The 25,825-nt window shown below is 37.4% G+C and carries 20 protein-coding genes; 4 read left to right on the forward strand and 16 right to left on the reverse strand.

Going from position 1 to position 25,825, the window contains the following annotated elements:
* Positions 1–143: 143 nt before the first annotated feature.
* The 6 genes from ND2E_RS09940 to ND2E_RS09915 form a co-directional block, all read right to left on the reverse strand.
* Positions 144–1,460: a HAMP domain-containing sensor histidine kinase gene (locus tag ND2E_RS09940; protein WP_033094058.1), complete on the reverse strand. Its 1,317-nt coding sequence runs from the start codon at positions 1,458–1,460 to the stop codon at positions 144–146.
* A gap of 92 nt (positions 1,461–1,552) precedes the next feature.
* On the reverse strand, positions 1,553–2,299 hold the full coding sequence (locus tag ND2E_RS09935; protein ID WP_033094059.1) for a response regulator: 747 nt from the start codon (positions 2,297–2,299) through the stop codon (positions 1,553–1,555).
* Positions 2,300–2,396: 97 nt separating this feature from the next.
* Positions 2,397–2,840 (reverse strand): DUF3019 domain-containing protein, encoded by a 444-nt coding sequence (locus tag ND2E_RS09930; RefSeq protein WP_223303610.1) that lies wholly within the window; start codon positions 2,838–2,840, stop codon positions 2,397–2,399.
* Positions 2,841–2,848: 8 nt separating this feature from the next.
* Positions 2,849–3,886: a MipA/OmpV family protein gene (locus ND2E_RS09925; RefSeq protein WP_033094060.1), complete on the reverse strand. Its 1,038-nt coding sequence runs from the start codon at positions 3,884–3,886 to the stop codon at positions 2,849–2,851.
* 444 nt (positions 3,887–4,330) lie between these two features.
* Positions 4,331–4,513, reverse strand: a complete 183-nt coding sequence (locus tag ND2E_RS09920) for a DUF3545 family protein (RefSeq protein WP_033094061.1) — start codon at positions 4,511–4,513, stop codon at positions 4,331–4,333.
* 105 nt (positions 4,514–4,618) lie between these two features.
* Positions 4,619–5,074 carry a YehS family protein gene (locus ND2E_RS09915; RefSeq protein ID WP_033094062.1) on the reverse strand — a complete coding sequence of 152 codons (456 nt, stop codon included), beginning with the start codon at positions 5,072–5,074 and terminating at the stop codon, positions 4,619–4,621.
* A gap of 248 nt (positions 5,075–5,322) precedes the next feature.
* Between ND2E_RS09915 and ND2E_RS09910 the strand changes: the two genes are divergently transcribed.
* Positions 5,323–6,159 carry a mechanosensitive ion channel family protein gene (locus tag ND2E_RS09910; RefSeq protein ID WP_033094063.1) on the forward strand — a complete coding sequence of 279 codons (837 nt, stop codon included), beginning with the start codon at positions 5,323–5,325 and terminating at the stop codon, positions 6,157–6,159.
* Positions 6,160–6,278: 119 nt separating this feature from the next.
* On the opposite strand, the gene ND2E_RS09905 is transcribed toward ND2E_RS09910, so the two are convergent.
* Complete coding sequence (locus ND2E_RS09905) at positions 6,279–7,484, reverse strand: DEAD/DEAH box helicase (RefSeq protein WP_033094064.1); 1,206 nt, start codon at positions 7,482–7,484, stop codon at positions 6,279–6,281.
* Positions 7,485–7,842: 358 nt separating this feature from the next.
* On the opposite strand from ND2E_RS09905, the gene ND2E_RS09900 reads away from it, so the two are divergent.
* Positions 7,843–8,181 carry a GIY-YIG nuclease family protein gene (locus tag ND2E_RS09900; protein ID WP_033094065.1) on the forward strand — a complete coding sequence of 113 codons (339 nt, stop codon included), beginning with the start codon at positions 7,843–7,845 and terminating at the stop codon, positions 8,179–8,181.
* 72 nt (positions 8,182–8,253) lie between these two features.
* Here the strand turns inward: ND2E_RS09900 and ND2E_RS09895 are convergent, their stop codons facing one another.
* Positions 8,254–8,616: a DUF2750 domain-containing protein gene (locus tag ND2E_RS09895; protein ID WP_033094066.1), complete on the reverse strand. Its 363-nt coding sequence runs from the start codon at positions 8,614–8,616 to the stop codon at positions 8,254–8,256.
* A 294-nt stretch (positions 8,617–8,910) separates the two neighbouring features.
* Between ND2E_RS09895 and ND2E_RS09890 the strand changes: the two genes are divergently transcribed.
* A complete protein-coding gene (locus tag ND2E_RS09890; RefSeq protein ID WP_033094067.1) occupies positions 8,911–10,110 on the forward strand; it encodes a serine hydrolase domain-containing protein in 1,200 nt (399 codons plus the stop codon).
* 107 nt (positions 10,111–10,217) lie between these two features.
* Here ND2E_RS09890 and ND2E_RS09885 read toward each other — a convergent pair whose 3' ends face one another.
* Positions 10,218–10,844 carry a DsbA family protein gene (locus ND2E_RS09885; protein ID WP_033094068.1) on the reverse strand — a complete coding sequence of 209 codons (627 nt, stop codon included), beginning with the start codon at positions 10,842–10,844 and terminating at the stop codon, positions 10,218–10,220.
* A gap of 143 nt (positions 10,845–10,987) precedes the next feature.
* Between ND2E_RS09885 and ND2E_RS09880 the strand changes: the two genes are divergently transcribed.
* Positions 10,988–11,719, forward strand: coding sequence for a hypothetical protein (locus ND2E_RS09880; RefSeq protein WP_033094069.1), 732 nt, complete (start codon positions 10,988–10,990; stop codon positions 11,717–11,719).
* Positions 11,720–11,893: 174 nt separating this feature from the next.
* On the opposite strand, the gene ND2E_RS09875 is transcribed toward ND2E_RS09880, so the two are convergent.
* The 7 genes from ND2E_RS09875 to ND2E_RS09845 form a co-directional block, all read right to left on the reverse strand.
* On the reverse strand, positions 11,894–13,042 hold the full coding sequence (locus ND2E_RS09875; RefSeq protein WP_033094070.1) for a helix-turn-helix domain-containing protein: 1,149 nt from the start codon (positions 13,040–13,042) through the stop codon (positions 11,894–11,896).
* A 272-nt stretch (positions 13,043–13,314) separates the two neighbouring features.
* A complete protein-coding gene (locus ND2E_RS09870) occupies positions 13,315–13,980 on the reverse strand; it encodes an MlaC/ttg2D family ABC transporter substrate-binding protein (RefSeq protein WP_033094071.1) in 666 nt (221 codons plus the stop codon).
* A gap of 237 nt (positions 13,981–14,217) precedes the next feature.
* Entirely contained in the window at positions 14,218–14,814 is a 597-nt protein-coding gene (locus ND2E_RS09865; protein ID WP_223303611.1) for a TetR/AcrR family transcriptional regulator, read from the reverse strand.
* Between the two features lie 398 nt (positions 14,815–15,212).
* The gene (locus ND2E_RS09860) at positions 15,213–15,803 is read right to left on the reverse strand and encodes an esterase/lipase family protein (protein WP_223303612.1); all 591 of its coding nucleotides are present in this window, start codon (positions 15,801–15,803) and stop codon (positions 15,213–15,215) included.
* A 49-nt stretch (positions 15,804–15,852) separates the two neighbouring features.
* Positions 15,853–18,684 carry a DUF2339 domain-containing protein gene (locus ND2E_RS09855; RefSeq protein WP_033094074.1) on the reverse strand — a complete coding sequence of 944 codons (2,832 nt, stop codon included), beginning with the start codon at positions 18,682–18,684 and terminating at the stop codon, positions 15,853–15,855.
* Between the two features lie 54 nt (positions 18,685–18,738).
* A complete protein-coding gene (locus tag ND2E_RS09850) occupies positions 18,739–20,304 on the reverse strand; it encodes a phospholipase D-like domain-containing protein (protein WP_033094075.1) in 1,566 nt (521 codons plus the stop codon).
* A gap of 269 nt (positions 20,305–20,573) precedes the next feature.
* A complete protein-coding gene (locus ND2E_RS09845; RefSeq protein ID WP_052056564.1) occupies positions 20,574–25,793 on the reverse strand; it encodes a DNA repair ATPase in 5,220 nt (1,739 codons plus the stop codon).
* Positions 25,794–25,825: the final 32 nt, after the last annotated feature.

Genomic DNA, 25,825 nt, shown 5'->3' on the forward strand with positions numbered 1-25,825 from the left:
CACCCATGTCGAAATCAATAACACTTCACGCAAGCCTTTTAAAATAGTTTTTGGGGAGGGCATTATCCATTCGCAAACTAATAACATCACAAATTGAATGAAATAAGCATAACTTGGTTAGCTCATTATTTTTAGCTACTTATTCAGTCCATAATCGCTTTAGGTAAGGTCACACTAAATTGGGCACCGTGTAACTCAGCTGAGTTTTCAATAGTGATCTCGCCGTGGTGCCACTCAATAATGCGTTTAACAATAGCAAGGCCCATGCCGTAGCCTTTCACTTTTTTCTCCGTGTTTTCTCCACGAATGAAGGGTTTAAGCACTTGTTCCCTCTGCCCCACGGGGATGCCTGTACCGTTGTCAGCAACCGTTACAACAATATCATTGCCTTGCGTCATTATTTCAACCGCTATTTTACCTTTGCAATATTGATGGGCATTTTGTAATAAGTTACTCATTAAAATCATCAAATAAGAAAGATCGCCATTAACATATACAGCTTGCTCTGGAGCATGAAAAGTTAGTTGAACATCATCCTGACTTTTGTTTTTAATACAAGTTGCCGTCAGTGCAGTAAAGTCAACGGGCGCTTTGTTTATGGTAATTAAGGTTTGGTCTAACCGCGCATAGCTTAATAAGCTCTCTACCAAATCAACCATTTCATCTACATTATCACTAATGCGCTGCTCAAAACGTTTTCGCATGATAGGGTCATCTTCTTCTTGGATGGTATCAATACCAAAACGGATACGGGCGAGCGGTGTACGTAAGTCATGAGAAACAGCACTACTGAGCAGTTTTATATCAGTCACTAAATCATCAATACGCTGCGCCATGCGATTAAACTCTAATTCTAAATCACGAATATAGGAAATAGAGCCGACATCAATACGCTGGTTTAAATTGCCCTCACCAAATGATTTGGCCGTTTGACGTAAGGTCATTAACCTCCTCATTAGCGGATAGAGCCAGAGCAACATCAGTAACAATACGGCGAGATAGAATAAACTGGTCAGTAAAATGGGTAAAAAAGAGTTATTTTGATGAATCGCTGTGGGCGGAGTTATTAACACCAAAAGTTCATCGGTGGCAGGCAGATAAAAGTGCATGGCAATACTATCATCAGTTTCAAGTAATAACGGCTGACCTGCCACTAACTCGCTGAGTAAAGCTTGTGGTAGCGGGAAGTTTTGTAACGGTTTTAAACGCAAGGACAATGGCCCTTCATTCGGCCATTGTTTGATAAATTCTTGACGATTATCAATACCAGAGAGTGCGATAGATAAGTGAGTACCTACTTGCTCTAACGTATCAACAACACTTTGCTGCCCATTAGTTTCTTGCGGTGATTGAGCAGCACTTTCGTTGAGGTATTGGTTATAAATACCATCGAACATCCAACCTAAACCTATAGTTGCGATAAGTACCACTGCAACTAGTGAAAGTGTCAAATTGCGCATGAGTTAACCTATTTTATGTGAAGGAGCTAACGTTGAAGGCTTAAATTTCAAAGTGAACTTTTGTCAGTATTGAAGAGAGAATGGCGACGAGCTTACCAAACATCATTCGCAAATAAATAACCTTTGCCCCAAATCGTTTTGATACGATAAGGCTCTGAAGAGTCATCCTTTAACTTTTTTCGTAATCTTGAAATACGTAAATCAATTGAACGATCAAAACCATCGTAATCAAATCCTCGAAAATGACTGACCAGCTCTTTTCTCGACACTACCTGCCCTGCTTTAGTCGCTAGAAACCATAAAACATCAAATTCATTAGAAGAAACTTTGATTAACTCTCCATCAAGGGTAACGCTTCGGGCTTGTTCACTAATGACCAAGCCACTAAATTTTAATACGCCTTTAGATTCAAGTTGTTCATCCGTTAACTGGTTAGTGCTGCTTTTATCTGCTGCGCGAGATTTATCTTCTCGGCGAAGTAACCCTCGGATACGGGCTAGTAATACTCTGGCTCTTACAGGTTTGGTAATATAATCATCAGCGCCCATTTCAAGCCCGAGTACTTCATCAATTTCTTCATCACGCGCGGTGATCATAATAATAGGATTATCAAAGCTAGCTCTAACTGTTTTACAAACATCAAGCCCATCCATCCCCGGTAACATGCCATCAAGTAAAACAATATCAGGGTTGAGTGACTGAATGAGATCAACGGCTTCATCACCGCGATGACAAGTAGTAACCTTGAATTCACGCCCTATTAAGTAATCAGCTATCCACTCAGCAAGATCAACATCATCTTCTACCAATAAAATATGTGGTCCCGCTTCTGCTGCCATTACCCTTTTCCTCTATTCAATGTTTTCATTACTCTGAGCTCAGCTGATTATAATTACCATACCTTCTTTTGTAAGAAAGTATGGTAAACAGGTAAAACTAAAAGATACGCCATGACTTTCTTGGCTGACCTTTTTTCTTATGTACCCATGCCATTTTTACTACGGCAGTTGCCACGGATATACTTTCATTTTGACGTCTTAATGAAAATTCCAAATTGACCTTGCTATCAAATGATTTTTTCATTTCTCCCTCCGAGCTATTGATCCAACAATTAAGTGCTTTAGGCTCTCCGGCGGTATACAAACAATAATTGCCCGGCGTATCAACTTGCCAACTTAATTCGACAGAAACATAACACGCCTGTCCTTGGCGCATAGCAACGCATTGCTCAGGGCTAACCTTCATGCTGGCCTGAATATCCGTTGCATTTGCCACAGAGTTTATCGCCAGTAATAACAATAACAAACATGATGTTTTTATTTGTAGAAGTAGCCGTTGAATCTGCTTGTTAACGCTATTCAGCTTTTTAGTGTGCATCATGATGCCCCCTAAAAAACGAACGTTAGTAGAAGACCGCCTCTGATACCGTCATCAACGGTATCTTGGCGAGCAGCAATACTACGATCTGACAGTGCGTTATAACCGACGTAGCTACCGATCACCCAATCTGTTGTTAGAGGATACTCAATGCCTACCTCTGCAGAGTAACTAATACCACCTTTCGTTGATAGGTCATCTTCAACCCAAGTTTGCACGCCATAGGGAGTGACTTCTTTTGAACGGTATTGCAGCCCTAAGTTAGTATAAAAATTCCAGTTTCTGATCTGCCAATCATAGCTATATGAAATTGAGGCCTCGATACCGTCACTGCCTTCATCATTACGACTAACGGGCGAATAAATGACTTGCAATTGACTGTTTTCATAAAAGCCAGTCATTCTCAAGCCTGCACGTTCATCTTCATTACGCGTTTGAATGCCTTCTAAACCCTCAATACCTCGCGTACTGTATTGGTAAAATAAGTCAAAAGAATAATCGTCACTGTTATAAAAGTTAACCCCCCACGCAGGCATAGAATACATACCTTGAATTCGTCTGGTGCTTATTCCAGGCGATTCCATAAAGAGTCCCAGTAACTGTACTCGGTAACTTATAGCTACATCAAATTCAGAGTCAGTATCTTCATTCGCAGCAAAAGCATAATCATCACCAAAGCTACTTATAGCGCTGACATCAACATAAAAGCCATCGCGACGGTTATGGATGAGGCGATGAACTTGCTTACATTTTTCATCGTCTTCATCACAATTTCGAGATTCATGGTTTTCACATTCGCCAAAACAAACAGAAATTTCATCTTCCTCTTTTGTTTCGGCAGTCTTAGTTCTTTTATTATCTTCATCCGTATTAGTTGCTTGTTCATTCTTGTCACTGTTAACTTCAGCAGTATTTTTATGAGTTATTTTCTGCGAAGTAGCTTCAGTCGGTTTATCATCGATATCCGAATTTGCGCTAGCAACAAAAGCAGTCAAAATGACACTGGAGGCAATTAGGCTAATGACGGTTATTTTTGTTATATGTTTCATATATTCCCTGTGAACGTCTGTTTTTGTTAACCGTAATATTAACTAAGCCTTACAAAAATAGACGTAACACAAATTAAGCAGATGTATCACTTTGTATCATGTTTTAACGCAATAATAACATTGCTTTACATAATGAGGAATTAAGATTGGATCATTTGAATTAATATAGGTTACTACTCCCCTTTTAAAGGAAACAGTCGAGACAAAGAACAATAAACAATGGTGTGGCTAGCTATTAAGGCCTGGTAAAGAGTCCTTGAGCAAAATTGTATCGATATAATGTAAAGCCGCTTTGTATCGTTTAGTCATTATGGTTTGGGTTTATTACAGGGAGGCATTTTAGATAAAATTATGGGTCCTCAGGTACTTTTGATCTAACCTGTGCTAAGGTCAGATCAATAAGGTAACTCGCTAAAGCTGCGACGATTGATATAACAACAAGCGCTAATAGGAATATTGCTCAAAGTCGGTGATCTCTCTTCTTAAACGGCGTTGTTCTTTAATTGATTCAATTTCACGCCATTTACGTTTTCGATCACTGCCTTTAGTTTTGCCTTTTTTATCAGGCCTTGTTAGTTCATCTTCATCATCTAAAATATCCATTTCATCCCAATACTTATTATTCATATTACTCTCCTCTCACTAACGTTAAAGGCAATTTAAGCGAGTTAGATGAAAGTAATATGAAACAAAGATGACATTTTGATGAATGCCCGAGTTATTTTAGTCGTATCAAGCAGACTTAATTTTCAAACCTTTTAAAAATGCAGATAAGACTTCGTCAGAGCAGTCTTTATAATGCTTATGGTTTACATTTCTGAAAAAAGCGCTCAACTCATACTTACCTAAACTTAAATCAGCTAATTCAAGCGTAGCAATAACGTCTTCTGCTTTTAAAGACAAGGCTATTTTCACTTTATTAAAGATCATATTATTGGTCAATTCATCTTCTGCTTGGCGCTGCGGTCCGTCACTAGGACCTCTTTTAGCAATGATTAGACCATTTAAAAAACTGGCAAATTGTACATCTGCTAAGGGTTGATAAGCAGCATCATTTTTTTCTTTAAAGAAGTTTGCCAATTGTTCAGCACTAATCTCACACTGAGTTAACGCAAAAGTAGTGATGATTGCTTCATCGGTTAAATCAAAGATAGTGCTAATACGGCGAAGAAGGTCGTTGTTAATCATTTTAGAGCCTAAAAGTTGTTTGCTTAAGCTGTGTACAAATCACTGCTTGAGAAGAATTTTTAAAATTTGCCGATAGTATAACTGACTATAAGGTTATTAGCGTGTTTTGATAACAAAAATGACGCTTATCCTAAATACGTATTTAACTGAATCGCTAACGTTTTAATTTTAATGAAAATTTGTCAAAAGCGTAAATTGTAATTATTATTAATCAAGTAAATATAATCATTGCCAATAAAGGAAATTCAATGAACGCAATAGACGCCCCCATAACACAGCTTGAAACTCTCACCATGAAGGCTTATGAACTTGGCCTAATGTACGCCCCTCGATTAGTTTTATCGATTCTGACCTTATTGATCGGTTTATGGATCATCAGTGGTATTACTAAATTAGTAAAAGCTTCAATGGTTCGCTCCAAGGTTGATCCAACTTTAGTCCCTTTTATGGGGAGCTTGGTTTCTTGGTTACTTAAATTACTACTGTTTATCTCTGTTGCTTCAATGGTAGGTGTTGCTACTACTTCATTTGTTGCGGTATTGGGTGCGGCAGGCCTAGCGGTTGGTTTAGCACTACAGGGCAGCTTAGCTAACTTTGCTGGCGGCGTGCTAATTATGGTATTTAAACCTTATAAAGTAGGTGATTTAATTGAAGCTCAAGGTCATTTAGGTGTTGTGAAAGAAGTACAAATCTTCAATACCATTTTACTTTCACCGCAGTCAAAACGCATTATTATTCCAAATGGTGCAACCTCTAATGGCTCTGTTGTTAACTATACCGTTGAAGGTAAAATTCGTGTTGATCTAACTATCGGCGTTTCTTATCTAGCAGATATTGAGCAAACTAAAGCCGTATTAATGGATGTATTAGTGAATAATGATAAGGTAATGAAAACACCAGAACCATTTATTGGTGTGTCTGAGATGGCTGATAGCTCAGTTAATTTTGCTGTTCGTCCACATTGTTTACCTGAGCATTACTGGGCAGTTTACTTCGAAGTGAATGAAGCGATGAAGAAAGCCCTTGATAAAAACGATATCGCTATTCCGTTCCCTCAACGCGATGTACATTTAATTCAAGCATAAGTGCTAGTAATTAATAACTAAGTAATCGTTTTGAAGTAAACTTTCTGTAGTAAAGTAAAAACCGTTAATGGCTCGCCATTAACGGTTTTTTATTACCCTAAAAGAATAGCTTGGATTGGCTATTTTTTAGAGGCCGCGTATTTAGTAACGTAATTTAGTTTAGATACAGGTACCGTTTTTTTCACGGGAAACTCTTCAAACTCTTTTCGTTCAATAATATGACCTAAACGGCTTTCTATCGCACACAGCTCTCTAAAATTATCTTTAGACACTAACGAAACGGCTTCACCTGATGCGCCCGCTCGGCCCGTACGACCAATTCGGTGAATAAAGTCATCAACTTGTGCAGGTAAGTCGTAGTTGATAACACGCGAGAGTTCACCAATATCAAGACCACGTGCAGCAATAGCAGTGGCGACTAAAAACTTAATTTTACCCGATTTAAAATCATTCAGAATTTTCTCGCGATTATCTTGCGTTCTACCGCTATGAATACTTTCAGCGGCTATACCGCGCTTTTCCAACTGGCTTACTAATTTTGCCGCGCCATGTTTAGTTTCAATAAAAATAAGGGCTTGTTGCCAATTTTGTGTAGTAATTAAATGGCTTAATAACGCTGACTTGTTAGTTTTATCAACCGTAACCAACCACTGCTCGATTTTAGGTTTAGAGGCTTTATCAGCTCCAATGGCAATTTCCACAGGCTTGTGAATAGTTCTTTTTGCTAAAGCACGAACTTCATCAGACATGGTGGCAGAAAACAGCAAGTTCTGACGGTGCTCAGGCAAACGCTCAATGATTTTATTTATATCATCAATAAACCCCATATCAAGCATTCTATCGGCTTCATCAAGTACCAACATATCAAGCTCATCAAAGTGCAACACCCGTTGATGTGACATATCGAGCAAACGACCCGGTGTTGCAACCAAAATATCAACACCCCAAATTAATCGCTGCTTTTGTTCTTGTGCATCAACACCGCCATACATTGCCATAGAACTAAGGTTTAAATATTTTGCATACTGACTAATACTCGCCTCTACTTGAACGGCAAGCTCACGAGTAGGAACAAGAATAAGGGCACGAATACGTTTGGCGCGTAACTTCTTATCTTGTTCTTTGTATCGACTATTTAACTGCTCTAATAATGGCAAAACAAAACTCGCTGTTTTACCTGTACCCGTTTGCGCTGCAGCAATAATATCTTTGCCCGATAAAACGACAGGTATTGCTTTTTGCTGAATGGCTGTCGGTTTGCTATAGCCTAAATCAGCAATTGCCTTGAGTAGTGGGGTCGATAATTTTAGGTTTGAAAAGGACATATTGTGTCTTAACCATAGTAATAATCAAACTGCGAGGATAAATTGCCTTCATAAGTCAGACAAAATGCAGGTGATAGAAACGTGAATGCGCGCAGTATAGCAGTTATCTATACCCATTCCACTTGAAGATGCATGATTCAGCTGGAATGGAGTGGGTATATAGTACGTAGAAGCAACTTACCTCTTTCAAAGTAATAAAGACTCAAATTACTGATGAGTAAATTTAATATTTCCCCGTTAAGCTAAAAGCATGAAAATAACTATGCCGCAAGATAGTAAAGCCAGAGTACTAAAGATAGGATATAATAATAGAAGTAAACCTTGCTAAATGCTCAAGATAATTGGATCTATCTACCTTATGAAAAATACTGAAAGTACAACCGAAACCACAACAACAGACGTTAAATTAGGTAATGTTTACGTCATGACACACTCTTTTTTTTCTGATGTTGTTAAAATAGGCTGTACTACTGAAGAACCGGTAGAATACGCCAAAGCACTATCAGCAAAGACTATTGGTGAGTACAGTGTTGCTTATTCTTTGCAATGCAAGAACCCTTGTAAAGTAAAAAAACAAATCAAAAAGTACTTAGACGCACAAGAATACGTTAATGAGTTTTACCAAGTATCCCCTGAAGTTGCTAAAAAGCTATTAAAAAGAGAAACCTTGGTTATCCCAAGTCTTAATAGCTTGTAACAAAAGCGATTAACAATAAAAAAGCATTGCGTTTGATACACAATGCTTTTTAAATATATTTGCAAAAATAGTTTATTTTAACGATTCTATCTCAGCAAGTGCTTGAGTGAACTCACTTAACTCTATCTCTACACATTCGTCATCACCTTGCCAGTTTATACCAACAATAACACCATCTTCATTAAGATCTTCGAGCCAAAATTCAAACCAATCGGCTAAAGATATTTCACAAGGAACATAGTCACTCCATTCATCAATACAGTGCTCTTGTGCCAACTGAGAGCTAGACCAAAGCGGCATGACATCTGTATCTTCAAAGCTAGGCGAATCAAGAACAACCCAATCTTCACTGGCTTTATCTTGTAGTGCCCAAAGAACTTGCGTTGGTTTAGTTTCTGCCAAAAACGTTTTCAAAATAGTGTTGCTTTCGCTCATAGGATAAGTACTTCTTTTTAAATAGATAGGCAGATTATAACGGAGTTACTATCCTAGGTCATGTGATACTACCACCATTGAAAGTGGCAAATTATAGAATGCTTGCTATATTAACTCAAAAACAAGATGCAATTGATCAAGGTAATACGCCGCTATATAGTCGTTCGCCCAACATTAATGGCAAGTGGTGTTTACAGAGTAAAAAGCACTTTAAAAGCACTTAATAAATTAAAGGCTTTTTATTTTCTCCCTCGCCCTATAAACTTGTCGGCTTTTTCGAACTGAGATCTGTTTATGCTTTTTAGAATAAATATCCTTTTATTGGCGCTATTGTTCACTTCTTTTTCCTCAGCGAATAACATTAAGCAATTTAAAGACAGTTTCTCTAGCCAAGTTAAAAAGCAGCTAAAAGCCTACAACATCCCCGGTGGCGCTTATGCCATAGTGCAAAATGACACTATCATTTCTATGAAGACCTTTGGTCATACTGACAAAGCGAAATCCCAACAAGTTGATTACAATACCGTCTTTCGTCTCGCCTCTGTATCTAAAACGTTCGCCGCCACAGTAACCACTATGTTAGCCCAAGAACAATTACTCAATTTATCAGATCCCATTACCAAATACGTACCAAGTTTTTCCCTCGCCACAGACGGTGCCGCACAAAAAATTCAACTCAAGCACTTGTTAAGTCACTCCAGTGGATTAATGCCAAACGCCTACGATAACCTGCTACATGAGAACTGGACTATGGATAAGATCATCGGGCGCTTTGATCGCATCACACCTATATGCCAACCTGAAAAGTGCTACGGATACCAAAACATAGCTTATGGCCTTTTAGAGCCGGCAATAGAAGGCAGCCAGAACAAAAGCTATGCAAAGTTATTACAAGACCGCGTATTTACGCCACTTAATATGACCAATGCTTCCTTAGGCATTGATGTATATAAAAAGAAACAAAATACCGCTAAACCCCATATTCTAAGAAAACGAGTCAAAACAGGAAGAAAAGACGCCCAAGGTAGGGATATTAGACAATATGTATGGCGTACAGTAGAAGTAGCACCAGATTACTACAAGGTAGCCCCTGCAGCAGGGGTTAATGCCAGTATTAGCGATTTAGCTAAGTGGTTAATTGCTAATTTAGGGCACAAACCAGAGGTATTATCTCCGTCACTGTTAGCTGAAATAACAACGCCAAGAATTAGAACTAAAAAAGATTTACGACGACGTTTTTGGCGTGGTCACTTAACCGATGCCCATTACGGCTATGGTTGGAGAATATATCAATTTGAAGGTCACCCCATCGTTTACCATTCTGGCTGGGTTGCGGGATTTCGAGCTGATATCGGCTACTCGCCTGACTTAGATATCGGCTTTGCTATCGTTATTAATGCCGAGTCTAATGCTATCAATAAAATATCAAGTCAGTTTTGGTTACAAGCGAGTAGCGTATTTGATAAAAAATTAGCCAAGCGAACTAAAAGCTAATACACAAAGCTGACACTATTGTTTGAATTATAAAAAATGAGCTTAGCCATCATTTGTTAATCTATTTACCCTTGGAATAAGACTGAGTTTAAATGAGACAAAACAGACTAACTCACCTGTTGGATATAAGCTAAGGTTGTCTTGTAGTCACTATAATCTAGTGGGATTTGCTCAATCACACCATCGATGTCGAGCACTAAAGAAGGAAAACCCTGCTGGGTTAATTCTCTTGCTAAACTCACTTGTTTTGCTAATTCATTATTTGTTTCTTGTGAGTTAATATCAATAATAAATTGCGCTACATCTAAAGTAGATGGTGTCTGCTCGCTTAACTCTTTCGCCACACTAATCAACACATCGACATCAGATGGGTTTAACGCGCGTAAGTAATACGCTCGTTGAATGGCATCTATCATCGCTTTTTGACAAGACTGTTTATCTGCGGCGATGACTGCTCGACAAGCACTGTAAGTTGAGCGCCTTGGTGTATTGACACGCCAAAAATCATGGTTAAACCTTGTGCCTAATTTTTGCTCTATGGTACGCCAATGATTCTGAATCATCTGCTGTTGAGCCATTGGCATTGCACTATCTGAATCAGCAGCCAAACCACCTGCCACATATTCTACATCTATCGAGGTAGGTAAATGTTGTTGTAAAAGATCCCAAACTGGTCGATAGCCCCAACACCAGCTGCACATTGGATCGTAAATATAATATAACTTGCTGCTCATATAGCCTCTCTATAATGAAACACAGTCGAAAATTTAACTAATATTACACCTTATAAATAAATATTGGACAGTTTAGCCATATTTAAACAATCATCAGCTATTTATACTGGCATCAACTTATTGATACTTAAGGGCTGATTCCTATGTTAACAACGTTAAAAAAAACTATTATAACTTTATCCCTTTTAGTAACTGGCTCAATAGCTAATGCATCATTAATCACTAATGGTAGTTTCGAACAATTAATGTTTGCAGACAACGCTACTTCCCAAGGCTTGGTTTATCACACTAACCTTAAAACCTTTGAAAATAAAAATAGAGCTTGGGATATTTTTTATGCATTACCTGGTTGGGTAACAACGGCAGGTAATGGTATAGAATTACAAAAAAACGTAGTCACTAGCTCTTTCGAGGGTGAAAATCACGTTGAACTTGATTCTCACAAAAATGGCTCATCAAATTCGGTAATGACACAATCATTAGATTCATTAACTATTGGTGCAGAATATTTGTTAGAGTTTTCTTACAAAGCACGAACGAATCATAAAAACGATAATGGCATCAATGTATTTTGGTATGATGCCAGCACAGACTTTAACAAAAATATGACTGCTGATTTTGCCATTAACGCGAGAAGTAAACAGAGTCCGAACTGGTCAGTACAATCAGTGCTACTTACCGCACAATCAGAAACAATGGATTTAAGCTTTGGCGCGTTTGGCAAACAAAATTCACTGGGAGGCTTACTCGATAACGTATCGTTAGTAAAAGTCAATAACGGCCCGGTAGCAGAAATACCTGAGCCTTCAGTGTTTGCATTATCATTACTTGGTTTTGCTGCATTAGCTCGTCGCCAATATAAAAAAGCCAAGTAAAGCTACTCAGTATTTTTGATATAAAGGTTTATACCCGCTCTATTAGTAAAGAATAATGCTCGCACGTTATAGCTTTCTCAGTCAGCCCCCCTCTTGCAAAAGAGTGGCTGAGAAAGTTCCCTTTATTCATATTTTTAAAGCTAATGTGATTACTAGAGTTTAGAAATATTTTGGTTAATTTTCAGTAAACAATAAGGCTTTAATATCGGTAAAGTTTTCTAAACCTAACAACTGAGATTTCTCTTCTAATTCACTGAAATCACTATGTCTTGTTGCTAACACATACAAACAAGACAGCATAAATAACTCCAAGTCATCTTGTTTACTGCCTTTAATTTTTTGCTGACTCACTTTATCTAAATGATTAAGCTGCTTAATGACACTGGCGTCAATATGCCATAAAGACAACATTAACGTGGAAGCAGAATAGATACTAATGTTCATTGCTTGGTTAACATGCTGGTTTAAGGACTGTAAATCGTTAATGCCTTGTAATGAGTGTAATATAAGTTCATGTTTAGCTGAGTTTTTATGCGTCAGTAGTAAAATCCCTAAAAGCGCAAATATCAACACTTGTTCAGTTAAAGCACTATCAAACTTGATATCTTTTGCTACGGATTTGCGCATTAACTGAAAAAACTTGGGAGCGATTAAAAATGCATGAGTCGATTGTTCGATAACTCTCTGCTCTACCTGTGACTCTAGCGCATCTTTAACGCCATAGATTACAGCCATATTTATTACCGTATTAATGCCTAAATTTCGACTGATAGCTTCTTGAGTATTTCGAGGAGTTTTACCATAAATAGCTTTACTCGCTAATCCAATGACTCGACCAGTAAAAACCGGATCACTTGCGACAATTTCAACGACTCTTCCTACATCTAAGCTATCTTGCTCTTTTTCTTGCAGCAATTGCAGGCAACTATCAGGTAAGGGAGACATGTTTTGCGCAATAGAGCTTAAAGTTTGCTTATTACTTTGCTCACCAATAAGAGATAAATCACGAAATTGTGAAGGAGTTACACCAAACTTATTGCGAAAAGCTCGCTCGAAAGTCGCCCGTTCAGAGTAACCTAATTTCACCACTAAATTATCTATACTCACCTGCTTCGTCAGTAAGGCATGGACACACAGTTCATTTAAGTATTTTTGCTGAATTAATTTAAATGTTGTTTCTTCTTGGCGAAGTTTGCGTCGAAATGATGTCATACTCATCGCTAACGCAACCGCACATTGTTCTATAGTTAGTGTTGCTGGCACAGCACTTTTTGTTAGAAGGGTATTGACCGCTTCAATGAGAAGTAACTCTTTATGATTCATTTGAATGGTAACTGTAAATTAACGTTATAAAGAGGGGTTAATCATTGATTTCCCCCCCTATTACTTGTTGTTTTAATAAATGTTATTGATTATACAGTTAAGTGTTTTATTTGCATCTTGATAGCACTTTTATATTTAGCTCGATTAACAATTAATAGACCTGATGCTCTAAAGCTTTCAAATAATATCTACAACTAAATAACGCTCTTCCCTATTAAATTAGCGCAATGCCACAGATTCTGCTTTTTATCATTTGCTAAATTGTATCAGTACTACTTAGCTAATGATGCTAACTCTAATGTTACGTGATCAATGCCCTGTCTAGCGATTTTCTTATTCAACTCGGCTTGTTTGCTACTTAGCAAAGAAATACCTTCAACCGTGATATCAAACGCTTTCCATTGACCTGTTTTTTTATTCTTTCTCATTTGAAAAACAATATTAATGGTGGGCGCACCCTGGTCAATTATTTGAGTTTTGACGCCAACAATTCTTTTACCCTTAGTTGGCTTTTCCGGTTCAAAAACAACTTCTTGATTTTTGTACTTAGATAAAGCAACGGAGTAAGTGCGTACCAAATAATGACGCATCGCTTTCACAAACTCAGCGCGTTGTTCTTTAGATACTTTTTTCAAATGTTTGCCCAGAATACGATATGAAGCATAGCGATAATCTATTGATGGCATTAATTCTTCTTCTACAATATCTCGCATTATATGGGGGAACTTTTGAATTGCTTGCTGATTAGCTGAGATACGAGAAAACAAGTTGTTGCCTGCTGTTTTTAACACCACATAGGGTGAGGCATTCACTACAGGCGAAACAGAGGAAGATACTGAACTTGCTGATGCAGTAGCACCAGTTGAAGCTGCTAATACTTCAGGAGTAGTAGAGAATAATGCCAAAGCTAGAATGCTTGTTGTTATGAGTGCTCGCATGAAAACGTGATCCTTAAATGTAATTTAGGTGCTGCAAAACTTGTGACGACATACCGACCAAGCGGTTTGTAGCTAATAGCAAGATAATAGCACCGACCGTACGGTATGTTAAAGGTCTTTTAAAGAATAAAAATGTTTACGAAAGTGTAAATAGGAATAAGAGAGTGCGACGAAGACGACTAAATGCGATTAAATTCGATAGGATGATTTGGGAGAAAAAAACTGCTATACGGTGACTTACTTTTTCAATGCTCTAATATAAAGACATAACTCAGCAATAACTTGTTGAAATAATTCTTTATTACGAGAGCTCTTGCTCAAGCTTGTAGCACCATTTAGCGTGGAAACAATAAAGTAGCCCACTTGACTAAAGGCTAGGTTTTCACGTAAACCATCACTAATTCGCTCTAGCGCATCAACAATTAATTGATTCAATTGTTCTTGCATACATAATATACGTAAACGAAAACCTTCATCAACGTTTGCCATTTCTTCACAAAGGTTATTAAGCGGACAGCCACAGACAACCTCGCTACATGCCATTTCATCTGTCATTGCGGTTAAAAATTTGCACAAGCCTTCAATGGGATCTTCATCCGATAGCGGTGTCTGCCATACGTCCAGAAACATTGGGGTATATACTTCTTCAAAGACTGCGTAACCCAATTCTATTTTACTCGTGAAGTGGTAATACAATGCACCTTTTGATATTTCACAGCGAGTGAGAATAGACGATAAACTGGTTGCTTTAAAACCATGGTGATGAATTTCATCGGCGGCCACGGTTAAAATATTCTGGCGGGTTTGCTCTGCATCACTCATGGCACTACTCAATAACTTTACTAAACGGTTTAGACAGTTAAATAATAACCAACCACTCGGTATGTTGCAAGTATTGCTTTAAAAGCTCATGTCTGAGCTGTGATCTGATCATTCCAATATAGAGCTAGAACGATTCTAATGAAGCTGGATCGGATTTTTGAGAATCTAATAAGGTGACAGCCTGTGTCTTCATATAGTACATTCAATATGCCATATAAAGAGTTTTTTCATTGTTGACGTTAAAGTCATTAATTTGTTGATTGAGTTATAGGCATGAGGATTTAGTACATTGCTGTGCCGTTTACAGGCAACACAACTATGATTAAACTAACAAATACCATTTCATTTTATACCTCAAATAATTCCACTTGGACTTTTCCTGCTGCCATGCCACTATAGAGTAAACAGCACTAATTATTATGTTGAAACTTTCCTGTTTTCAAATAATGTACAATTTGTTCAATCACTTTACTATTTTTCATCATGAATGGGTGAGTTGTCTCGACTTCAATGTGATCTTCCATACCATCAAGCTTTGTATTAATTACAGAAACTTTACCGTCATCAATACCTGGTATTAGTGTAGATAAAATCCAATTGATACTTTTTGTTCCCGCAATTATGCCAACATTAAAGTTAGCCTTATCTAATTTTTTCGGCACACTAAACTCGTCAGTTCCAAGTTGCATTCCTGCCGCCCCATTAAATAAACGAAAACCTGGCATATTACCTAGCTTGTCAACAATTTCACTACCTTTATTTGGAGGACCAAGCATTACGACTCTATTGAGGTTATCTATTTTATGATGACTTAAGTATTGTCTAACTAATATACCTCCCATTGAATGAGTAACGAAATTAATTTGTTTGTCACCACACTTTAAAATAGCTTTTGAGATAACTTTTTCTGCTAACTCTTCTATAGGGTACGCTCTCGAAGGATAATTCACATTAACAACTAAATATTTTTCTTTTATTAAACGCTTTTCAATTTTCTCCATTGAGCTTGCCGTTCGAGCTAACCCATGGAGTAAAATCACACATTTAGAACTATGCATCTGCAACTACTTCTCTACTGATTAGCTTTTGATACCAAAATGAAGCGGCCAAGATAAAAATACCGATCCCCATGAATAAAATCACCTTTTGCCAAAGCAAGGCACTGGCAGCATCAATCATAGCTAATTTAATGATACCTAATAAAATTATCCCAAAACTGTATTTAACCGTTGTTAGTCGTTTATCTTTCAAAAAGAGAATTAATGCTCCATGAACTGCTAAAGCAGGAGATACAAACAAGTCCATTCTATACTCTGTAAAGGCGTAAAACATAGTTACATAAGTTATCGCACCTATAGAGTGCAAAAATAAATCACCATTAAGTTTTAGCGAACTACCAAGGCGAGTTTGCTCAAATCTTTGCTTTTTATGATATAAAACTGAAATTATAAATATAGCTGGCACTAATACATAATTAACACTTAATGAAATGAGCAACCATGAAGCAACTACCAATATCAAGTTTATGGCAGTAATGAAGGTTTCATTTTTTTTAAAATGGTCAGATAGATTAATGGCATTAAAAATTGAAGCCCAATATATTGCAGCAAAAGTCATTCCATACAACATATTATCTGTTTGAAAACCTATAACATTTGGTAAAGCAAAACCAAGGGATAGTAGCCCACAACTGCAAATAAATTGGTAAATTTGAGTCGTGTCTTTACGGCTTAAAACATAAGCTATTGCAAAGAAACCTGAGAAACCAAGGAGTGTAATTATGGTATTTAATAACGTTAACTGTCCGATAGTAATCGCAAAGAATACACTTGCTACGCCCGTTAATAATTTCGTTTCTTTAAACAGTAATGGCTGATTTACTTTTCGAGCAAGTAGTAAGGCTAATAGCGGTGAAAGCCATAAAAACATGAGTGATGCTTCATCAAAACGACGAATAACGGAACCGACCCAGCAAACAGGAAGCAACATATAAAATAAAATTCTTGCAGATTCTGCAATACCTTTGATTTCACTGTTGGGCTGATATTTACGATAAAATTCTGACCATAACCACAACTGAATAAAAGCAGAGATAACAGAAACTTTAGCGAATAATGGCAGCATCATAAACCGATAACTATCAGCCACTAACACACCTTTATAAGCATAAAATAATGGCACTAAAATAAGTATTGCCGCAAAGACTTCAATCGTTACTTGTTTGCAGTTTTTCGCCCGTAATAACAAGGCTAATTGTACCATAATTACTATGGCTCCAGCCCAGTTTCCTAACCAAACATTGGCGTTAGCAATAACCAAAACAGATAAAAAAACAGCTTCTAACAATTGTAAGAAAGGTTTAATTTTGTTTTGTGTTAACTCATTAAATACTTCAGTGTTATTGATAAGCCGCTGCCATATGGCAATAACGGCAACTATAATAATTGACAACAACCAACCATCAACAGACTTCAATGCGGGTAGTGGAAAGTATATTGCTAATGCAGATAGTGAATATAAAAGAGCAATAGCGGTTAGAATTTGGCCTTGATTAATAGAAGCTGAGATTTTATATTTTCGACCAATTGAAAGTAGCAATATTCCTTCTATAGCCCACGCTATTCCCCAATAAGCATCACTAATAGCACTAACTATGGCTAGCACCCCCCATGAAGCAGAAAGTAATATTAAAAAAGGAGTAAGCTCGCGTTTAACTTTGTAAAAGAACAGACATGCAGTAATAGCGAGGATACAATTAAGTAAGAAACTAAAGCTTATTTGAGTGGTGAATATATCCGTTGCTTGAAAGAAAACTATCACCGTAGAGCCAACAAGTGCAGCAAGAAAGACTAATGTCTGATTGATTGGAGCTTTTTCTTTAAGCAAAGATGCAATAACGTAAGCAAAAAAGAGTAGATAAAATAGGTTAACCATCCAAGCTGAGATTAGGACATTTTCGAATCCTATAATCCACTCAAGAGATACTAAAGTAAATGCTAAGCTTAAGTGAACTAGCCACTGACCAAGATGTCGATAAGCCAAAATCAAACTACTACAAACAATAAACGCTAGAGACAATAAGTAATAAAGAGGCTCAATACTAATCGTATTTGACAATATTGGCATTATAGCTATACCTACTACACCTAAAGCAGCAACAACTTTGGTATCCAACCACAAAGCTATTGCATGACAAGTTAATGCAATAGCTAAGTATAAAATGAATACTGCAATACTAGGTAAAAGACTATAGATACTTCCAGAAAAGTAGACAGTGCTATAAGCAAATAATATACCCAATGTAACAATAGCTGTGGCGAATTCCCCAAAACGTGTTTTTATTTTTAAAGCAACGCCCAATCCCATGACAAAAATGGCTGCACTCCCCATTAATAGGGACTTAGAACCTACGTCGAGTTGATCAATAAGTAACTGCATTAAATAACCAAAACCAGCAAGAGTTAAGCCTATTCCAACAAGAGTTAGAAGAAAAATACCCAGCATACCTCTTTCTTTATATGACCGATAAACTTTTGTAACAGGAGTAAGCCAATCAAAGAAAAACGATAAAATTGATTGAAAAAAGATAGTTATAATTGATGGTTCTGAAGGCGTTGGTGCTTCCCACTCATCTCTAGATGCATAGTATTCATCTGACGAAATAGTTTTGACAACTGTTACAACTTCCTCAGGAATTTGCTCTTGCATTACATAAGCCGAGCTTTCTTCTACTTGATTTATATTTTTCTGTTGAATTTCTACTTGCGATTCTTCTTGTGCAAGCAAACTATTTAAACGATCCTCAACAACATCAACTCGTTTATTGAATTGAAGTTTAAGAAGCGCCAATTCTGACTTTAATGCTTTAACCTCTTCATTCATTATTACATCCTGTAACTTTCTGCTATTTAACACTATTATATTTTGTACAGCTTTTTAAAGAATATTCTTAGGCACCACTCGTCTTAGCTTAACTCCTAGTTGTTTTAACATGCTCTCTTCACCATCAGGGTTCCATTCAAGTGTTGTTTGCCAAGCGTTTTCAGGCCGCATTTCTTCTAACATGCCAGCTTTAACACTTAATGCTACTTTTTTTGAAGGGATAATTGTTATGCTTTCTGTGTTTAGATTTGCGCTTCGAGGGTCTAAATTAAATGTACCAATAACGGTAATGTCATCGTCAATAACCATAGATTTAGCGTGTAAACCAAATATTGGCATCTCTTGCAGTTTACCTTCCATCACTTCTGACATGACTTTTTTTCTAATTTGCGCGTCAGGTTTAAACTCAAAGATCTTAACACCAGTTTTGAGTAGCGCCTTTCTATCTCTTTGATAACCACTAAACGCTTCTAAATTATCGTTTGATGCTAAGCTATTTGTCAGTATTTTTACTTCAACACCATTACTGACGAGTGTTTTGAAGAGTTTTTTGCCTAAATCTGTAGTGACTAAATAAGGCGTTTGAATGGTGACTGATTTTTTCGCATTTTGTACCAGTGAGATAAGACGTTGAGTTGATAAACCACTGCCGCCTAAAAACTTATTACCGTCATTTTTACCGGGTAAATCTGATATGTATTCAACACCGTTTATCCAGTGCAGTGCTCCTGCTTGCTCAATTTCGTTGAAAACTGCAGGTAAGTTATTTATTTGCTTTCTTATTTTTGGTTCGAAATTCGCTGGATCACAAGCATATTGATGTAGTGCATTAAAATTGGTATTGATTTTACCTTTGCTACTGATCAATTTCTCAACCGGTATACTCAATGCGTCATCCCAAAACTGATTAAAAGAAGCTTGTATATCATCTGTCATTCCACCTAATAACAGCACATCTCGATCTCTAAAATTGTACTGATGATCATAGCCAAAATATTCATCGGCAACGTTTCTTCCGCCCGTTATTGCAACTTTGCCATCGACCGTGAAAGTCTTATTATGCATACGCTGATTCAAAGCATGAAAGTTAGTCGTTAAATTAACAACTTTATCAACGATATTCTTACCAATATTAGCCATTGGGTTATATATTTTGATTGATAAGTTTTCATGTGCTGCTAACTTTAATAACTCACTTCCTTTGGCATCTACCATAATATCATCAACTAACAGCCTTACTTTTATCCCCCGCTCAGCTGCCTTAACTAAATAATCAACAGCGATTAAGCCAATGTTATCAGATGAAAAAATGAAGTATTGAACATCGATGGATTTCTGGGCCTGCTCACTAAGCCAAGCTCTAGAAAACATAGCTTCAGTGCCCTGTTCTAAAATATAGACTCCAGTGCTGTTTCTCATTTTTTCTTCAAAGGGAGAAAGGTATTCAGACAATGCGGCTGGCGTTGAAGTAGCAGAAGCGGAACAATAATCTTGCTCAGGTTCTAAGATGTGATCTTCTTCCTCTGAACAAGCTGGCAATAGAAAAACTAATAGTGGGAGTATTGCTTTTGTGGTTAGTTTTAATAACTGAGCAATGAAATTTTTTTCAGTGTTATCCATGATACATGTCATTAACTAACAATATTAACTTGATAGTTAATTATCCTGTCTATTTATATATTGTTGATTTCTACTGCTATGCCACAGCCATGATTAACGATAAAAACGAAAGAAAGTTACTTTTATTCAAAGTCACCCTTTCTTTGCGTTTCTCTTATCGATTCTAGCTTTGAGTATAAATGTTCCGTGAAAAATCCGTGCATTAAAAATATTAAGTTAACTCATTAAGGCTTGAGTTCGAATTAAAATTAACGTTCTTGACAGTTATTTTAATCGAGTACTACTTCATCAGAATTATTTTCTCTATTTTTTGTCAATTCTCGACTTATTTTTTGAATATGTGTCTCAGAGCTCTTCACTGACTTTTCAGTGGTAAAATTCAATGTTTTTAGAGTATCAATCATTTCAAGATCAACGTTCTTATTGCTTTGAAGCGCTGAAACCAATGGGGTTAAAAATGACTCCATATTTTGACTAAACAGTGAAAGTGTTTGTTGTAAATCTGAATTATCTGGTTTTTCAACATTCACTTGCAGTTTAAGGCTAGCAAGAGTTTCATTTAAAAGCTCTAAGCCACTGGATTGAGGTTGCTGCAATGCTTGTCCTATTTGATTCAAACCTTTTTGTAACAAGGATATTTGGCTAGCGATTGTTGCTATTGGGTTATCATTGTCACCAAGGTTTTGGTGACGAACAAAGTCGGCTTTGATTTGTTGCCAACGAGTCAACTGCTCATCGGTTTGATTTTCTCTAAGCTCAGCTAACTTTAATAAGTTTTCTTCCGCTCCTATAGTCAGTGTTTGCGCTTCGCCACGATAATGATCAGCAATAAGCTGTTCGACTTCTTCATCTGTCATCACAGGAACGACTTTTTCAGCCATTTTATTCATGTTGCGATAGCTACCTTGCAACTTAAATGGTGGTTCTGTTCTATATTTATCGTCTTGTGCAGCAGACGCTATGTACTGCTCATTAGCTTTTAAAACAGTTTCTTGAATTTTTCGAATCCGCTTAATAACAGCAACTATTTCGTTAACTTCAGCTTGTGAGTAACCATGCTTCAATTCGGTCGTTGTAACCGGGTCTCCATCAGCAATTTGAACCAGCTTATATAAATCCTCCATATCACGTGTAGCAAGTGGCGCAATATAAGCGTTACTGGTTAAACTATTTTCGATAAAGCTCAAAGAGAATTCGTGTTCACGTCCACTTAAGGTATCACCAAGGTTATATATATCTGCACGGTTAGCTAACATATCAGGAATAGTAAACGCCTCCCCTGATTCGGTATAAGGGTTGCCAGCCATTACTACCGCAAATTTTTTGCCGCGCATATCGTAAGTTTTACTTTCACCATTCCATACACCATCGACTTTTCTAGAACCATCACAGAGAGAAATGAATTTTTGTAGAAATTCTGGGTTGGTATGCTGAATATCATCGAGGTACAACATGACATTGTTACCCATTTCAAAAGCCAAATTAATTTTTTCAACTTCATTTTTTGCCGTGGAATTATTTGCTTGAACTGGGTCAAGTGATAACTGGTCATGACCTATCGATGGGCAATTAATTTTGACAAAAGTCATGCCTAACTTACTTGCAACATATTCAATAAGCGTAGTTTTACCGTAACCAGGAGGAGAGATGAGTAACAAAAGTCCCATTAAATCTGAACGTTTATTATTTCCAGCGGCACCAATTTGTTTAGCTAAGTTAGTACCTATGATTGGGAAGTAAACATCATTAATTAACTTGTTTCGAACAAAAGAAGACAGCGCACTTGGTTTAAACTCTTCCAGACGTAATCGCTTACGCTGTTCTTCCAACACACTTTGTTTCTTTTGATGAAATTGTTTAAATGCTGGTACATGCTCATTGTTAAACTGGCGAAGCTTAGTAATGAATTCTTGATAGTTAATGTTGATTTTTCTATCGTCAATCAAAGAATGCTGGCCAAGTAGTCCGTCAACTATACAACCTGTGTTTGCAGTTGAACCATAAAACTCACATTCAACTTCCATAGTCATGAGCATTGATGCTTCAATAAGAATATCTTTATGAGTCTTTATTTCTTGATGATTAACAAAAGATTGTAACCAAGCAAAGTGAAGCTGATACCGTTGTTCTAGTGTTGAACAACCTGATAATGCGCCGCTAATTTGCTTTTCAAGACTCTTATGTTTTAACTGTGTTGTCAACTGTCTGGCAAGCTCTAAACTATCCTCTTTAACAATAAAGCTCTGCTCTGCTAAAGATAACTCTTGAACGAGGTAGGTTGCAGACAAGTTCGTATCACAACTTAACCAAGTCTGGCTTTGTGTGTATTCATCCAAGGCAGAAGCAACCTCTTCATTAAGTTGCGGACGTAATTGACTCGTGCCAAAAGTTTCTTCCATCAAATGTAGATTCTGACAGCGATTTATCAAATCTGTACGTTCATTATTGTCTAGACTTGTTGAGAAAAATAACACTGCTAGCCTTCTTTCTGCTGCTGGGTAGGCCAGTAACCCTATCGATTCTCTCAATGTTAATAATTGCGTTAAAATTAAAGCCGCATCAGCATCGTGAACACCTTTGTCATAACCTTCTTGGTATCGAGGCTCCGCAGTTTTTCTGACGACATCAACAATCGTATTGTTCTTTATTGCCTCATGCAAACGGTTCAATTCAGCATTACCTGAAGACTCAGCTTTAAATAGCATACATGCCGCTAAGTATTCCCCTCGGTAAACCTTGTCACATTCAGAGATCAGCTCTTGCTGCCAAAGGTACTCAGTTTCAGCAAACAGATCAGCCGGTAGCGTCTCAAAATACTCACTTCCACTAATATGCAATACCATATCTTTGTCGCGAGGTAATAGCGTTAATTCTAATTTTTGTCGGTTAACCGAGAATTGATGTTCGCCTATTTTTACTAAACTACCATCAGCAGAATATATATCAGTTTTATCTCTGAGCGATCTGATCCCTTGTTCTTTAGCATTCTTTAGCTGGCCATCAATATCATCAGCTCGGACATTATCATCAAGTTCTCTTAACTGTTCAACAAGCTGTCTAAGCTTGGCAACCATTGGATCACCAGCAAAATAACTGTTCAATTTATCTTGCTCATTAAATGATTGGCTTCGCCTGATTATCCCTTCGATAATTCGCTCTGCCGCAGTCATCAAATTAAGACATCGACGTTGTTGTGCATCCATAAGCTGCTGCTTATGTTGTTCGAAGTTATCGTATATTTCATCTCTTTTAGCGAGAATTTCATTATAAAACTCATCGTAGTCGCTAAATTGACCTTCTAAGTCCTCTAATTGTATGAGTATTTGAGAGAGTTGTTGATCACAAGCTTGAGGGCTATCACTGGCATTTAAACCGCTGGTTACACTCTGGCTCAATAGTTTGAATCGAGCACCAAATTCAGCGCGAGCCTCTTCACTACCAACATTCTTGGCTGCTAGATCCGCACTTGCTTTAACTCGATTGATTTGACTAAAAACTGCTGAAATATCTTCTAATATTCGTGTTCTTTGTCGACTATCTTCAATATCTAAAGAAAGCATAGTGCGATTTAGAAGGTCTAATCCTTGAACTAATTCCTCGATAGATAAACGAATTGGCTTTAATGCCGTAATAGATTCACTCGTCTCTACCGCTTGCTCTAGTTCTTTAATTGTTTTTTGATAAGGAGTGAGCGCTTCATCTTTTTGCAGGAAGTCAGCCGTTGCTTGACTTAGACCCTTAGTTAATTCATCTAAGTTAGTCTCCATTTCCTCTATCTCATCAACCTCAATATATCGCAGGTCCTTATGAGAAATTAGCTCACCTTTAAATTGCGCTAGCTCCGCTAAGTTATTAACAAATTGCTTAGCGGTATCAAAATTTGGCGTTTCTATATACTTAGTTAATTCAACAAGCTTTTCTCTTGCCTCTGACATAGTGGCATCAGAATTTTCTTTAATGCTGGCGACTTTTTCGAACTCATCTAAAACCAACTCAGAAGTGGTCACTACTTGTTTTAATAGCTCATTGAGGGATTCCAGTTTCGTGTCGTTAAGCCAGTGGTACTTATCAAAGAGCTGCCTCGACTCTTTTACCAAATCATTAAAATGCTGCGTACTGGGTTCTTGTACAGAGATAAGTTTAACGACACCGTATAAATCAGATACCCCCCGCACAAGCTCAGGGTTACCTATTTTGCCAAAAAAACTATTATCTGTTGGTTGGTTGCTTGCATGCTCTTCACTACAAAATGGCGTTTGCCATATTTGCATAGCGTGTACGCGTGAAGGCTCTGATTCAGCACTAAAAACTACTGCTCGGCCATTGTTGTATAAACTTTGCCCGTGGCCATAAATGGGGTTTTGCAATGTTCTCGTGATTAAGTTATAGCCGAACAAGGCGTATTGCCCTTCATTTGGCTCATAAAAAATATACAGAAAATCTTCACCATTGGGGGATTTTACCACGCGATGTAATTGTAAATCTTCAGCATTATCTTCAAAACTTTTATTCTCACCATTTTGCAGGTAATAACCGCCAGGAAAGATAATACCGTGATCTTCTGGTAATTGAATACAAGCATGGGCTATTGCATCTTGCCTCAGCACTTGTTGAGTTTTACAGTTAAAAATTAAATGACGGGTTTGCTCTTCACGATAAGGCTTTATTTTTAATAAAATAAGCTCCCCAACTTTGGCATAATGAATGTCTGCGTCATCAAGAGACTGATGCTCATCATCAACAGGCTCTGAATAAATTCCTCGCCCTTCTTCAGTATTATTCTCAACTTTTAAGGTAATTGAGCCACCGATTGACTCAACAAAAAGCGTATCAAACAAGTTGAAGTGTGGGTGTTTACCTTGCTCTTGCTGTTCTCGTGAAACTTTATGCCATTCAAAATCAAAGTTATCTGGCTGCTTTATGTCTCTTTCACCACGATTATCAATATAGGTCACATGTTGGTCAGCATCAATTCCCCAACGAAACACCCTTATATCATCAAGTCTTTCACCAATACGAAATACTGCAAAAACTTTGCTGCCTTGACGATAGACATGGGTTAAAAAAGTTTTTTTATAATAGGTATATAACTCATCAAAGTCTCTTACAAAATCAGGGTCTTCGAGGAAGCTGCCTTGTAAGTGTATATCAATAATTTCAACTTCATCACCGTTATCTTTAATTTGATGTAAACTGAAAACATCTGCAACAGTAATGTTACGTTTTAACCCCAAAAAAACGTTGTAACCAAAAAGCAAGGTGTTTCCAATAGCAGCGATATCTCTGGCAACACAATTATGCTCAGTACGCACTCTCACGCGAGCATCTACCTTCATGTCAGTAGAGCCGAACGTGGTAATTCGCTCATCATTTAGCTGTTTAATTTGTGTATTAAGCTCACTGCCTAAAGCTGATAACCGTCGCTGAATAAGTTCATATGAACCACCTTGTGCAACCGCTTGATTGGTGACACTTTCCTTATCTGTCATGTAAGACTCCATGAAGCTGTTACGCAGCTAAC

The sequence above is a fragment of the Colwellia psychrerythraea genome, assembly GCF_000764225.1.
In the GTDB taxonomy this organism is placed as follows: domain Bacteria; phylum Pseudomonadota; class Gammaproteobacteria; order Enterobacterales; family Alteromonadaceae; genus Colwellia; species Colwellia psychrerythraea_D.

Excerpts from the sequence above, each read along its gene's own strand:
- ND2E_RS09875 (WP_033094070.1), bottom strand. The coding sequence starts at position 13,042 with ATGAATCATAAAGAGTTACTTCTCATTGAAGCGGTCAATACCCTTCTA.
- ND2E_RS09910 (WP_033094063.1), top strand. The coding sequence starts at position 5,323 with ATGAACGCAATAGACGCCCCCATAACACAGCTTGAAACTCTCACCATG.
- ND2E_RS09895 (WP_033094066.1), bottom strand. The coding sequence starts at position 8,616 with ATGAGCGAAAGCAACACTATTTTGAAAACGTTTTTGGCAGAAACTAAA.
- ND2E_RS09850 (WP_033094075.1), bottom strand. The coding sequence starts at position 20,304 with ATGGATAACACTGAAAAAAATTTCATTGCTCAGTTATTAAAACTAACC.
- ND2E_RS09860 (WP_223303612.1), bottom strand. The coding sequence starts at position 15,803 with ATGGAGAAAATTGAAAAGCGTTTAATAAAAGAAAAATATTTAGTTGTT.
- ND2E_RS09900 (WP_033094065.1), top strand. The coding sequence starts at position 7,843 with ATGAAAAATACTGAAAGTACAACCGAAACCACAACAACAGACGTTAAA.
- ND2E_RS09940 (WP_033094058.1), bottom strand. The coding sequence starts at position 1,460 with ATGCGCAATTTGACACTTTCACTAGTTGCAGTGGTACTTATCGCAACT.
- ND2E_RS09930 (WP_223303610.1), bottom strand. The coding sequence starts at position 2,840 with ATGATGCACACTAAAAAGCTGAATAGCGTTAACAAGCAGATTCAACGG.
- ND2E_RS09885 (WP_033094068.1), bottom strand. The coding sequence starts at position 10,844 with ATGAGCAGCAAGTTATATTATATTTACGATCCAATGTGCAGCTGGTGT.
- ND2E_RS09870 (WP_033094071.1), bottom strand. The coding sequence starts at position 13,980 with ATGCGAGCACTCATAACAACAAGCATTCTAGCTTTGGCATTATTCTCT.
- ND2E_RS09880 (WP_033094069.1), top strand. The coding sequence starts at position 10,988 with ATGTTAACAACGTTAAAAAAAACTATTATAACTTTATCCCTTTTAGTA.
- ND2E_RS09920 (WP_033094061.1), bottom strand. The coding sequence starts at position 4,513 with ATGAATAATAAGTATTGGGATGAAATGGATATTTTAGATGATGAAGAT.
- ND2E_RS09925 (WP_033094060.1), bottom strand. The coding sequence starts at position 3,886 with ATGAAACATATAACAAAAATAACCGTCATTAGCCTAATTGCCTCCAGT.
- ND2E_RS09935 (WP_033094059.1), bottom strand. The coding sequence starts at position 2,299 with ATGGCAGCAGAAGCGGGACCACATATTTTATTGGTAGAAGATGATGTT.
- ND2E_RS09855 (WP_033094074.1), bottom strand. The coding sequence starts at position 18,684 with ATGAATGAAGAGGTTAAAGCATTAAAGTCAGAATTGGCGCTTCTTAAA.
- ND2E_RS09915 (WP_033094062.1), bottom strand. The coding sequence starts at position 5,074 with ATGATTAACAACGACCTTCTTCGCCGTATTAGCACTATCTTTGATTTA.
- ND2E_RS09890 (WP_033094067.1), top strand. The coding sequence starts at position 8,911 with ATGCTTTTTAGAATAAATATCCTTTTATTGGCGCTATTGTTCACTTCT.
- ND2E_RS09845 (WP_052056564.1), bottom strand. The coding sequence starts at position 25,793 with ATGACAGATAAGGAAAGTGTCACCAATCAAGCGGTTGCACAAGGTGGT.
- ND2E_RS09905 (WP_033094064.1), bottom strand. The coding sequence starts at position 7,484 with ATGTCCTTTTCAAACCTAAAATTATCGACCCCACTACTCAAGGCAATT.